This window comes from Streptomyces sp. NPDC054794 (assembly GCF_053611585.1).
Genome location: NZ_JBSHAQ010000030.1, coordinates 108,500 through 120,314, shown reverse-complemented (window position 1 = coordinate 120,314; position 11,815 = coordinate 108,500). Strand labels below are relative to the sequence as shown.

The 11,815-nt window shown below is 71.8% G+C and carries 11 protein-coding genes; 10 read left to right on the top strand and 1 reads right to left on the bottom strand.

Features of this window, described 5'->3' with window-relative positions:
- The first annotated feature begins 581 nt into the window (after positions 1 to 581).
- From ACWGKT_RS29060 to ACWGKT_RS29020, 9 genes are all read left to right on the top strand, one after another.
- Entirely contained in the window at positions 582 to 1,550 is a 969-nt protein-coding gene (locus tag ACWGKT_RS29060) for a complex I subunit 1/NuoH family protein (RefSeq protein ID WP_235456135.1), read from the top strand.
- A 2-nt stretch (positions 1,551 to 1,552) separates the two neighbouring features.
- A complete protein-coding gene (locus ACWGKT_RS29055; protein ID WP_356148774.1) occupies positions 1,553 to 2,128 on the top strand; it encodes a NuoI/complex I 23 kDa subunit family protein in 576 nt (191 codons plus the stop codon).
- Positions 2,125 to 2,733, top strand: coding sequence for an NADH-quinone oxidoreductase subunit J family protein (locus ACWGKT_RS29050; protein ID WP_453276014.1), 609 nt, complete (start codon positions 2,125 to 2,127; stop codon positions 2,731 to 2,733). Before ACWGKT_RS29055 ends, ACWGKT_RS29050 begins: the two co-directional genes overlap by 4 nt.
- Positions 2,733 to 3,113, top strand: a complete 381-nt coding sequence (gene nuoK / locus ACWGKT_RS29045; protein ID WP_356148768.1) for an NADH-quinone oxidoreductase subunit NuoK — start codon at positions 2,733 to 2,735, stop codon at positions 3,111 to 3,113. Before ACWGKT_RS29050 ends, nuoK begins: the two co-directional genes overlap by 1 nt.
- Positions 3,110 to 5,104: an NADH-quinone oxidoreductase subunit 5 family protein gene (locus ACWGKT_RS29040; protein ID WP_453276013.1), complete on the top strand. Its 1,995-nt coding sequence runs from the start codon at positions 3,110 to 3,112 to the stop codon at positions 5,102 to 5,104. The genes nuoK and ACWGKT_RS29040 overlap by 4 nt, the downstream gene beginning before the upstream one ends.
- A 6-nt stretch (positions 5,105 to 5,110) precedes the next feature.
- Entirely contained in the window at positions 5,111 to 6,763 is a 1,653-nt protein-coding gene (locus ACWGKT_RS29035; RefSeq protein ID WP_453276012.1) for an NADH-quinone oxidoreductase subunit M, read from the top strand.
- Complete coding sequence (locus tag ACWGKT_RS29030) at positions 6,760 to 8,283, top strand: NADH-quinone oxidoreductase subunit N (protein WP_453276011.1); 1,524 nt, start codon at positions 6,760 to 6,762, stop codon at positions 8,281 to 8,283. Before ACWGKT_RS29035 ends, ACWGKT_RS29030 begins: the two co-directional genes overlap by 4 nt.
- Before the next feature lie 229 nt (positions 8,284 to 8,512).
- On the top strand, positions 8,513 to 9,376 hold the full coding sequence (htpX, locus tag ACWGKT_RS29025) for a zinc metalloprotease HtpX (RefSeq protein WP_356148756.1): 864 nt from the start codon (positions 8,513 to 8,515) through the stop codon (positions 9,374 to 9,376).
- Positions 9,373 to 9,765, top strand: coding sequence for a YccF domain-containing protein (locus ACWGKT_RS29020; protein ID WP_235456143.1), 393 nt, complete (start codon positions 9,373 to 9,375; stop codon positions 9,763 to 9,765). Before htpX ends, ACWGKT_RS29020 begins: the two co-directional genes overlap by 4 nt.
- A gap of 152 nt (positions 9,766 to 9,917) precedes the next feature.
- Here the strand turns inward: ACWGKT_RS29020 and ACWGKT_RS29015 are convergent, their stop codons facing one another.
- The gene (locus tag ACWGKT_RS29015; RefSeq protein ID WP_453276010.1) at positions 9,918 to 11,162 is read right to left on the bottom strand and encodes an APC family permease; all 1,245 of its coding nucleotides are present in this window, start codon (positions 11,160 to 11,162) and stop codon (positions 9,918 to 9,920) included.
- Positions 11,163 to 11,380: 218 nt separating this feature from the next.
- On the opposite strand from ACWGKT_RS29015, the gene ACWGKT_RS29010 reads away from it, so the two are divergent.
- Positions 11,381 to 11,647 (top strand): GlsB/YeaQ/YmgE family stress response membrane protein, encoded by a 267-nt coding sequence (locus ACWGKT_RS29010; protein ID WP_235459188.1) that lies wholly within the window; start codon positions 11,381 to 11,383, stop codon positions 11,645 to 11,647.
- The last annotated feature ends 168 nt before the right edge of the window (positions 11,648 to 11,815 follow it).

Below are 11,815 nucleotides of genomic sequence, written 5' to 3'. Positions count from 1 at the left end.
GCGGAGGGGTCGGCCAGCCAGGGGGCACCACTGGAGCCGGCCGCTTCCGCGGAGGGGGCGGCCGGGGCCGGGCCTTCTGCGGAAGCGTCGCCCGAGGTGTCGGCTTCGGTGGAGGAGAGTTCTGCGAGTCGCGGGCCGCGGCGGGCGCGCGGTGCCTCCGAAGGCTCGGCGAGTCAGCAGGGCGGTGCTGCGGATACCGCCGCCGGTGCGACCGGTCCGCGTCGCGCGCGCAGCGCGAGCGGGGGGTCCGCCTCGCAGCGGGTGGGAGAGACGGAGGCTGCCGAGCCGGCCGAGGCGTCCGAGCCGGCGGAGCCCACCGTGCCAGGTGCGGGTGCGGGTGCCCCCGGCGGAGGGCGGTCCACCGCCGCGCGCAGCACAGACGCCCCTTGGCATCACGCCCGCCCGGCCTTCGACGAGCCGGAGGACAAGAAGGCCCCGCAACCGGAACCGACGGAATCGACGGAATCGACGGAATCGACGGAAGCGGGCCGGGCTGATGCGGCGCCCAGCGCCGAGGAGTCCGCCCCCGAAACCTCCACCCCGGAAACCCCCGCCCACGACGACCCCACAGGAGGCCCGCAGTGAACGGCGCGCTCGACGTCGCCCTGCGACTTCTGGTCGTCTTCGTCGTCTTCCTCACCTTCCCTCTGATCGTCGGCCAGACCGAGCACAAGGTGATGGCCCACATGCAGGGCCGCCTCGGCCCGATGTACGCCGGCGGCTTCCACGGCTGGGCCCAGCTCATCGCCGACGGCGTGAAGTTCGCGCAGAAGGAGGACGTGGTCCCGACCGGCGCGGACCGCCGTATCTTCCAGCTCGCCCCGGCCGTCGCCCTCCTCCCGTACCTGCTGGTCCTGCTCGCCATCCCGATCGGCCCCGGGGAGGGCGCGGTCGGCCAGGTCCTCGACGCGGGTGTCTTCTTCGTGCTCGCGGTGATGGGCGTCGGCGTGCTCGGCTCGCTCATGGCCGGCTGGGCCAGCGCCAACAAGTTCTCCCTCCTCGGCGGCCTGCGCACCGCCGCCCAGCTCCTCGCCTACGAACTCCCGATGCTCCTCGCCGCCGCCTCGGTGGCGATGGCGGCCGGCACGGTCTCCCTGCCCGGCATCCTCGACGCCTTCCACTGGTGGTGGCTGCCCTGGCAGATCGTCGGCGCGTTCGTGTTCTTCGTCGCCGGTCTCGCCGAACTCCAGCGGCCGCCCTTCGACATGCCGGTCGCCGACTCGGAGATCATCTTCGGCGCGTACACCGAGTACACGGGCCTGCGCTTCGCCCTGTTCCTGCTCGCCGAGTACGCCGGAATCATCGTCCTGTGCGGCCTGACCACCGTCCTCTTCCTCGGCGGCTGGCACGGCCCCTGGGGCGCCGACGGCCTCGGCTGGCTGTGGACCCTGCTGAAGACCGCGATCCTCGCCTTCGTCGTCATCTGGCTGCGCGTGACCTACCCCCGCCTGCGAGAAGACCAGCTCCAGAAGCTCTCCTGGACCCTCCTCGTCCCCCTCTCCCTCGCCCAGATCGCCCTCACCGGCATCGTCAAGGTGGTGATCCAGTAGCCATGGCTGCGTCGCTCCCGCCCACCCGCTCCCGTATCCCCGGCAGCGGCCTGGCCAAGGGCCTGGCCGTCACCCTCCGCACGATGACGAAGAAGACCGTCACCGCGCAGTACCCGGAGGTCCAGCCCGACCTGCCGCCCCGCACCCGCGGCGTCATCGGCCTGTTCGAGGAGAACTGCACGGTCTGCATGCTGTGCGCCCGCGAGTGCCCGGACTGGTGCATCTACATCGACTCCCACAAGGAGACGGTCCCGCCCGCGGCCCCCGGCGGCCGCGAGCGCAGCCGCAACGTCCTCGACCGCTTCGCCATCGACTTCTCCCTGTGCATGTACTGCGGTATCTGCATCGAGGTCTGTCCTTTCGACGCCCTGTTCTGGTCCCCGGAGTTCGAGTACGCCGAGACCGACATCCACGAGCTCACCCACGAGCGCGACAAGCTCCGCGAGTGGATGTGGACCGTCCCGGCCCCGCCCGCCCTCGACCCCGCCGCCGAGGAGCCGAAGGAACTCTCGGCCGCCCGCAAGACCGCGGAGAAGCTCGCGGCCGCGCAGGCCGAGCCGCAGGAGGGGGACGCGTGAACCTCGCCGCCGCCGCACCCCACGGCTTCCTCTCCCCGAACGGTGTCGAGATCGCCTTCCTCCTCGTCGGCCTGGTCACCTTCGGCGCCGCGCTGGTCACCGTCACCACCCGGCAACTGGTGCACGCCGCCCTGTGGCTCGTGGTCACCCTCGGCGGCCTCGCCGTCGAGTACCTCCTGCTCACCGCCGAGTTCATCGCCTGGGTGCAGGTCCTCATCTACGTCGGCTCCGTCGTCGTCCTCCTCCTGTTCGGTCTGATGCTCACCAGGGCCCCCATCGGCCGCTCCCCGGACGCCGACTCCGGCAACCGGTGGGCCGCCCTCGCCGTGGCCCTCGCCGCCGCGGCGGCCCTGGTCTGGGTGGTCGTCGACGCCTTCCGCACCACCTGGATCGACCTGCACGGCCCGGCCGCCGGATCGACCGAGGTCACCGGCGCGAGCCTGTTCCAGAACTGGGTCCTCCCCTTCGAGGCCCTCTCCGTGCTCCTCCTCGCCGCCCTGGTCGGCGCGATCGTCCTGTCCCGCAAGGCCAAGGCGGAGACGACCGGCACCCCGACGGTCCCGGACGCCCGCCGCGGCCGCGCCGAGAAGGAAGGCGCCCGCTGATGCACCTCGCCTATCCCGCCGTGCTCTCCGCCCTCCTCTTCTCCACCGGCCTGTACGGCGTCCTCGCCCGCCGCAACGCGATCCTGGTCCTGATGTCGGTCGAGCTGATGCTCAACGCCGTCAACCTCAACCTCGTCGCCTTCGACGTCTGGCTCAGCAAGACCGCCCGGGACACCCTGCACTCCGGCCAGGCCCTGACCCTGTTCACCATCGCCATCGCCGCCGCCGAGATCGGCATCGGCCTGGCGATCGTCCTCGCCGTCTACCGCAACCGCGGCACCTCCGACATCGACAGACTCCGCGACACCGCCGAGGGCCACGAGACCGACGGCCCCGACAGCGACGCCCCCGCGGCCGAGAAGGCTGAGGCCACCACGTGACCACGACCACCCTCGCCGTCCTCGTCCCCCTCCTGCCGTTCCTCGCCGCCGTGGCCGGCCTGCTCCTGGGCCGCACGGCCCCCGGCTTCGTCCGCCCGCTCGCCGTCCTGCCGACCCTCACCGCACTGGTGCTGGCCGTGCTCGTCGCCGGGCGCCAGGGCGGCGGCCAGGCGATCAGCGCCGCCACCGAGCTCACGCCCACCGGCTCGATCCCGATCGAGCTGTCCCTGTACATCGACGGCTTCGCGGCCCTCGTCGCCGTCCTGGTCGGCGTCGTCGCCACCTGCGTGCAGATCTACTCCACCGGCTACCTGCGCGACGACCCGCGCTACCCCTCGTACGCCGCTCTCGTCTCCCTGTTCACCTCCGCGATGCTCCTGGTCGTCTACTCGGGCGATCTGATCGTGCTGCTGGTCGGCTGGGAAGTCATGGGCATCTGCTCCTACTTCCTGGTCGGCCACTACTGGGAGACCCCTGAGGCCCGCGCCGCCTCCCTCAAGGCCTTCCTGGTCACCAAGCTCGGCGACGTCCCCTTCCTGATCGGCCTGTTCGCCCTGGCCACCGACGCCGGGTCCTTCCAGATCACGAAGGTGCTCGGCACCGTCGCCAGTGGCGGACTCGACCACCCGACGCTGATCGCGCTGCTGCTCCTGGCGGGCGTGGCGGGCAAGTCGGCGCAGTTCCCGCTGCACACCTGGCTCCCCGACGCGATGGCGGGCCCCACGCCCGTCTCCGCGCTGATCCACGCCGCGACGATGGTCGCCGCCGGTGTCTACTTCGTCGCCCGGCTCCTCCCCGTCTTCGAGGCCTCCGCGGCCGCGATGGTCGTCCTCGCCGTCATGGCCGCCGTCACGATGATCGGCTCCGGTCTCTGCGCGCTCGCCCAGGACGACATCAAACGCGTCCTCGCCTACTCGACGATCGGCCAGCTCGGCTACATGACCGGCGCCCTCGCCGTCGGCGACCGTGGTGCCGCCGTCTTCCACCTCCTGTCGCACGGCGCCTTCAAGGCGCTGCTGTTCCTCGCCGCCGGCGTGATCATCCACGCCGCCGGCACCAACTCACTGGCCGCCATGTCCCGCATGAGCCACCTGCGCGACCGTGTCCCTGACGCCTACTGGACGATGAGCGTGGCCCTCCTCGCCCTCGCCGCGATCCCTCCCTTCAGCGGCTTCTTCTCCAAGGAGTCCGTCCTCGGCGCCGCCGAGCACGTCGCCACCGGCCACGCGGAGCGCGTCCCCGGCAGCACCGGCTGGATCGTGCTCGTCGCCGGTCTGGTCACCGCCCTGCTCACCGCCGCGTACGCGACCCGCCTGTGGCTGCTCGCCTTCCGCGGCCGGGGAGCCGAGGCCCCGGACCACGGCCGTCAGCCGCTCAGCATGACCGTGGTGCTGTGGGTGCTCGCCGTCCCCTCGCTCGCGTTCGGCGGGCTCGCCTACCGCACGCTGCCCGACTGGTTCGGCGGCCGCGACCTGACGCCGACCCTGCTCACCTCGGTGCTGGGCACGGGCCTCGCCCTGGTCGGCCTGCTCGCCACCTACGGCGCCTGGCAGCACACCAGCGCACTCGCCGCCCGCGTACCGATGGGCGCGGTCGCCGCCCACCCCGAGGGCGACGCCGGGCTGGTCGAGGAGGAGGCCATCGCCGGCCACAAGCCGGCGTACGGCGACGTGGCCTACGCGGCCGACCCTGCGGACCCCGGGCGGCTGCTGCTCGGCCCGCTGTACCGGCACGCGGCCGTCGGCTTCCACCTGGACGCCGTGTACTCGGCGCTGTTCGTCCGCCCGGTGCGGGCCGGAGCGAGTCTCGTCCAGTTCCTCGACCGCGAGGTCGTCGACACCTATGTGTGCGGCGCGGCCGCGCTGCCCCGTCTGCTCGGGGCAGCCGTGCGGCGCGCGCAGACCGGCAATGTGCAGACCTATGTGAGCGCGCTGCTCGCCGGCACCGTCGTCCTGGCGGTCGCCGTCCTCCTCGTCGCCACGGGAGCGTGAGCAGGCGTGATCGATATCAACGAGTCCGTGATGCAGTTCCTTCTGGCGTTCGTCGTCGTCGGCCCGCTCCTGGGCGCCGTCACCGCTCTCCTGCCTGCCCCGCCCGGGCTGAAGGGGAAGTCGCCCGAGCAGGCCGTGCTGCGGCACGGCGTGACCGTGACCGGCGCGATCCTCATCGCCGCGATCGTCCTGGCGCTCGGCTTCGACCACGACCAGCCGTCGAAGATGCAGGCCACGACGGACATCAGCTGGATCCCCGCACTCGACGTGCGGATCCACCTCGGCATCGACGGCATCTCCCTCCCCCTTCTGGTCCTGACCGCGCTGCTGACCTTCCTCTGCGCGCTGTACTCCTACTTCAAGCAGCAACATGAGCGGCTGACGCCGCGGGCCGCGGGCCCGAACCCGAAGGCCTTCGTCGCGCTGCTGCTCGTCCTGGAGTCCGGCACCCTCGCGACCTTCGCCGTCCTCGACCTGCTGCTGTTCTTCCTCGCGTTCGAGATGGTGCTCGTCCCGATGTACTTCCTCATCGCCCGCTGGGGCGGCGAGGGCCGGACCCAGGCCGCCTGGAAGTTCATCCTCTTCACGCTGCTCGGGTCCGTCGTCATGCTGCTCGGCCTGCTCCTGATCGGAATCAAGGCGGGCACATTCGACATGGTGGCACTCGCCACTGACAACGGCCGGTCGCTGACCACATCCGTGCAGGTCATCGCGGTTTTGTCGATCGGGATCGGGCTCGCGGTCAAGACGCCGATGTGGCCGCTGCACAGCTGGCTGCCGGACGCCCACACCGCCGCGCCGACCGTCGGCTCGGTCCTGCTGGCCGGCGTCCTGCTGAAGATGGGTACGTACGGGTTCGTCCGGATCCTCCTGCCGATCGCGCCCGACGGGTTCCGGATCTTCGCGCCGTATCTCGCCGCCCTCGCGGTCGTCGGCATCATCTACGGATCCCTGGCCTGCCTGGCCCTCGCCAAGCAGGGCGCGAAGGGCGACCTCAAGCGCCTGATCGCCTACTCCTCCGTCGGCCACATGGGCTTCGTCCTGCTCGGCATCGCGACGATGACCCCGACCGGCGTGAACGGCGCGCTGTTCGCCAACATCGCCCACGGCCTCATCACCGGCCTCCTCTTCTTCCTGGTCGGCGGGCTGAAGGACCGCACGGGCACCACCGACCTCGACACCCTCTCCCTCCCGTCGCCCGACCGCCACCCCACAACGAGCGGCTCCGCCGCGCCGAATCAATTCCAGACCGGAGCCGCGCTGTACGGCAAGGCACCGCGCCTGGGCGGCCTGCTCGCCTTCGCCGCGGTCGCCTCGCTCGGCCTGCCGGGCCTGGCCGGATTCTGGGGCGAGATGCTGGCCCTCTTCGGCGCCTTCAACCCCGCCGCCGACCTGAGCCGCCCCGCCTTCCTCACCTTCATGTCCATCGCCGCGTTCGGCACCCTGCTGACGGCCGCGTACATGCTCGTCGTGGTCCGCCGCGTCTGCATGGGCGCCCTGCCGCAGGACGTCCCGAAGCTCGCGGACGTACGCAGCTACGAGTTCGCGGCCTGGACCCCGCTCGTCGCCCTCACCGTCGTCGCCGGACTGTGGCCGAAGGTCCTCCTCGGCCTGACGGACCCGGCCGTGCAGCAGCTCCTCGCAGGAGGCACCCGATGAGCGCCCTGGCCCAGCCGCTGGCCGCGTCCGTGGTCCAGTCCGTCGACTGGCTCGCCATCGCCCCGCCCACCGTCGCCGCGGTCGTCGCGCTCGTCGTCCTCGTCGCCGACCTGTTCGTACCCGAAGCCCGGAAGGCCGTCCTCGGTTGGGTGTCCGTCGCCGGACTCGCCGCCTCGGCCCTCCTGCTGCTGCCCCTCCTGGACGGCGACCGCAGCACCTTCTGCCTGACCGGCAACCCGGGCGTGTGCAGCTACACGGCCGACCGGTTCACCCTCGTCATCCAGTTCCTCGTCCTCGGTGGTGCCCTCCTCGCGGCCCTGCTGTCGGTCACCGCGCTCAAGGACGGGCGCCGCAGACTCCCCGAAGGGGAGTTCTGGTTCCTGCTGCTGTCCTCCGCGGCCGGCGCCGCCCTGCTGCCCGCCTCGCGCGACCTCGCCACCCTGATCGTGGCCCTCGAAGTCGCCTCCCTGCCCGCGTTCGCCCTGGTCGGCATCCGGCACGGCGACCGGAAGTCCTCCGAGGCGGCCCTGAAGTTCTTCCTGTCCTCGGTCACCGCCACCGCGGTCAGCCTGATGGGCATCAGCTTCGTGTACGCCGCCACCGGCAGCCTCTACCTCACCCAGGTCGCCGACCGCATCCAGCACGTCGACGGACAGCTCCACACCCTGGCCCAGACCGGCGTCGTCCTCACCCTGGTCGGCTTCGCCTTCAAGACGGCCGCCGTGCCGTTCCACTTCTGGGTGCCCGACACCTACGTGGGCGCCCCCCTCCCGGTCGCCGCCTACCTGTCCGTCGTGGGCAAGGCCGTCGGCTTCTCCGGCCTGATCCTCGTCACCGTCGTCGCCCTCCCGTCGTACGCCGACGTCTGGGGCCCCGCGCTCGCCGTCCTGGCCGCCCTCACCATGACCGTCGGCAACGTCGGCGCCCTGCGCCAGCAGGCCACGCGCGCGTACAGTGCGGTCCGGCTGCTCGCCTGGTCCTCCGTCGGGCAGGCCGGCTACCTCCTCGTACCGATCGCCGCCGCCGGCTACGTCAAGGACGGCCAGAAGGCCGTCGGCTCCACCGTCGCGTACGCCCTCATGTACGCCGCCGTGAACCTCGGCGCCTTCGCGGTGGCCGCCGTGGTGAGCCGTACGAAGCACCTCAACCGCCTCACGGACTACCGGGGTCTGTACGCCTCCAACCCCCTCGCGGCCCTCACCCTGGCCTTCTTCCTGCTGTGCCTCGCCGGACTGCCGCCGGGCATCATCGGCCTCTTCGCCAAGGTCACCGTCTTCTCGGTGGCCGTCGACGCGGGACTCGGCTGGCTGGCCGTCGTCATGGCCGTCAACGTGGTGATCGCCCTCTTCTACTACCTCCAGTGGACGGCCCTGCTGTTCCGCGCCCCCGAGGGCGAGCCCGCCCGGCACCGCGTCCCGGCCCCGCTCACCGCCGCGATCGGCCTCACCGCGGTCCTCGGCGTCGCCCTGTCCGGAGCGCCCCAGCTGGTGCTCCGCTTCGCGGACACCGGCCTGTTCTGACACCCCGGCACGCGCGCGTGGGCCGGCAGGCCGCCATACGCGCGTGCCGCTCAGCGCGGACCGTCACCCGGACGGCGCATGCCCGCCGCCGCACGCACAAGGGAACTAGTGGCCCCCGCCTGGCGTTGACCAGTGCGGGAGGGTCCACTGGACGTGACACCACGGCACCAGTGGCACCGGAGATCAGTAAGCAAAGGGTTCCCCTGCCGCACCACTTGGAGGGCGTACCGTGCACCGCCGGCACAACGGGCTCAGGACCGCAGTACTCCTCGGGGGACTGTCGGCACTCATCATCGTCATCGGCAGCCTCTTCGGCCGTACGGGGTTGATCGTCGCCGTCCTGGTCGCGCTCGCCACCAACGCGTACGCGTACTGGAACAGCGACAAGCTGGCGCTGCGCGCGATGCGTGCCCGCCCCGTCAGCGAGTTCGAGGCTCCGGCCCTGTACCGCATGGTCCGTGAGCTCTCCACACAGGCCCGCCAGCCCATGCCCCGCCTGTACATCTCGCCGACGGAGGCGCCGAACGCCTTCGCCACGGGCCGCAACCCGCGCAACGCCGCCGTGTGCTGCACCGAGGGCATCCTGCGCATCCTGGACGAGCGCGAGCTGCGCGGCGTCATCGGCCACGAGCTCAGCCACGTCTACAACCGCGACATCCTCATCTCGTCGGTCGCCGGCGCCCTCGCCTCGGTGATCATGTTCCTGGTCAACTTCGCCTGGCTCATCCCGATCGGCCGCTCGGACGACGACGACGGCCCCGGCGTGCTCGGCCTGTTGCTGGTCATGATCCTGGGCCCGCTCGCCGCCAGCCTCATCCAACTGGCCATCAGCCGCTCCAGGGAGTACGAGGCGGACGCCTCGGGCGCCCAGCTCACCGGCGACCCACTCGCCCTCGCCGGCGCCTTGCGCAAGCTGGAGGCCGGCACGAAGCAGCTTCCGCTGCCTCCGGAGCCCCGAATCGAGACCGCGAGCCACATGATGATCGCGAACCCCTTCCGCCCGGGCCAGGGACTGTCCAAGATGTTCTCAACGCACCCGCCGATGGCGGAGCGCATCGCCCGGCTCGAAAAGATGGCAGGTCGCCACCAGTGAAGACCATCCTGAACGTCATTTGGCTCGTCCTGAGCGGATTCTGGCTGTTCCTCGGCTACCTGCTCGCGGGTGTGCTGCTGTGCATCACGATCATCGGAATCCCGTTCGGTATCGCCGCGTTCCGCATCGGCGTCTACGCCCTGTGGCCCTTCGGGTACACGACGGTCGAGCGCCGCGACGCCGGAGCCGGCTCCTGCATCGGCAACGTCCTGTGGCTGATCCTGGCCGGCTGGTGGCTGGCCCTCGCGCACATCGTCACCGGCATCCTGCTGTGCATCACGATCATCGGAATCCCGTTCGGCATCGCCAACTTCAAGCTGATCCCCGTCTCACTGCTCCCGCTGGGACGCGAGATCGTGCCCACGGACCAGCCGTTCGCGACGCGCTGACCCAACACGGTGGAGTCGGGCCGGGATGCGGCCCGACTCCCCGTCATGCGGCCGCCGATGGCAGGGGTTTACGTCTTACGTTTTCCACAGAGCCGGGGCTGTCCACAGGCTCGCCCGCTCACCGGCCGAGGCCTGCATGATGAAGGCGGCTGCTAGCGGAGCCCCGCCCACCGCCGCACCCCATAGGCCCCCGCCCCCAGCGCCAGCACGCCCGCACCCACCACCACCGAGGCCGTGGGCAGCGCGAACGCCAGGGTCACGCAGCCCACCAGCCCTACCACCGGCACCGCGCGCCTGAGCGGCGCCGGACTCAGCGTCCACGCCGAGGCGTTGGCGACGGCGTAGTAGGCCAGCACACCGAAGGAGGAGAACCCGATGGCACCCCGTACGTCCACCGTCGCGGCCACCACTGCCACGACCGCGCCGACGGCCAGCTCCGCCCGGTGCGGAACCTGGAACCGCGGGTGCACGGCCGCCAGCGCCCCGGGTAGATGGTGGTCGCGGGCCATGGCGAGCGTCGTCCGTGACACGCCCAGAATCAGCGCCAGCAGTGATCCCAGGGCGGCCACGGCGGCTCCGACCCGCACCACGGGGGCCAGCCCCGGCGCCCCGGCCGCCCGCACCGCGTCCGTCAGCGGCGCCTCCGCGTGCCCCAGAGTGTCCGCGCCCAGCACGGAGAGCGCGGCCACCGCCACGCACGCGTACACCACCAGCGCGATACCCAGAGCCAGCGGGATCGCCCGGGGAATGGTGCGCGCCGGATCCCGCACCTCCTCGCCGAGCGTCGCGATCCGGGCGTACCCGGCGAACGCGAAGAACAGCAGACCGGCGGCCTGAAGCACCCCGCCCACGCCGGACGGGAGCCCGATCCGCAGCCGCCCCGCGTCGGCCTGACCGGAGGTGAGGCACACGACCACCACGCAGGCCAGGACTGCCAGCACCACGGCCACGATGACCCGCGTCAGCCAGGCGGACTTCTGGATGCCGCCGTAGTTCACCGCGGTCAGCGCCACCACGGCGGCGACCGCCACGGCGTGCGTCTGCGCCGGCCAGACGTACGCGCCCACGGTGAGCGCCATCGCCGCGCAGGAGGCCGTCTTGCCGACGACGAACGCCCAGCCCGCGAGGTAGCCCCAGAAGTCCCCGAGCCTCTCCCGCCCGTACACGTACGTCCCGCCCGAGGCCGGGTACAGGGCGGCCAGCCGCGCCGAGGAGGCGGCGTTGCAGTAGGCCACCACGGCCGCGACGGCGAGCCCGAGCAGCAGGCCCGTGCCCGCCGCGCGCGCGGCGGGTCCCAGGGCGGAGAAGACCCCGGCCCCGACCATCGAGCCCAGGCCGACGACCACGGCGTCCCGGACGCCCAGGGTGCGGCGCAGGCTGGATTCGGAGCTCGTCATGCGCCGCACCCTACTGACCCCTGCAACCGCCCGGTGACTGACCCCTGCAACCGCCCGGTGCGGGGGTGGCGTCCTCTGCATCGACACGGCACGAACAGGCGCGCGAGGGACACCCCGGAACACAGCACGCCAGACAGGCCTGCGAAGCACAGCCGGCTCCGACGGAAATCACAGGGCCGGAACAGTGCGGACACAGCACGAGGGGGCAGGTTCACGGCATGGGCATCATCAGTTGGATCATCCTGGGACTGTTGGCCGGAGCCATCGCCAAAATCCTGCTGCCGGGCCGTGACCCCGGCGGCTTCATCGGTACGACGCTCATCGGCGTCGCGGGCGCGTTCATCGGGGGCTGGATCTCGGCCCGCTGGCTGGACCACCCGATCACCAAGAACTTCTACGACGGACCCACCTGGGCCGCCGCGATCGGCGGCTCGCTCGTCCTGCTGATCGTCTACCGCATCCTGTTCGGCAACTCGCGCGACTGAGCGCACGCGCGTCCCGCGACCGCGGTCACGGTCGCGGCGGGCAGGCGAGAGGGGTGGGGCCCCCCCCGGGGGCCCCCCCCCCCCCCCCCCGGGCGCGCGCGCCCGCCGGCCCCCCGCGGCGACGCCCCCCCCCCCAACCCCCCCGACCGGAGTTTACCAAAATGAACG

What these genes read in the sequence shown, in the direction of transcription:
- nuoK (WP_356148768.1), top strand. Translation starts at nt 2,733, where the DNA reads ATGCACCTCGCCTATCCCGCCGTGCTCTCCGCCCTCCTCTTCTCCACC.
- ACWGKT_RS29030 (WP_453276011.1), top strand. Translation starts at nt 6,760, where the DNA reads ATGAGCGCCCTGGCCCAGCCGCTGGCCGCGTCCGTGGTCCAGTCCGTC.
- ACWGKT_RS29015 (WP_453276010.1), bottom strand. Translation starts at nt 11,162, where the DNA reads ATGACGAGCTCCGAATCCAGCCTGCGCCGCACCCTGGGCGTCCGGGAC.
- ACWGKT_RS29010 (WP_235459188.1), top strand. Translation starts at nt 11,381, where the DNA reads ATGGGCATCATCAGTTGGATCATCCTGGGACTGTTGGCCGGAGCCATC.
- ACWGKT_RS29055 (WP_356148774.1), top strand. Translation starts at nt 1,553, where the DNA reads ATGGCTGCGTCGCTCCCGCCCACCCGCTCCCGTATCCCCGGCAGCGGC.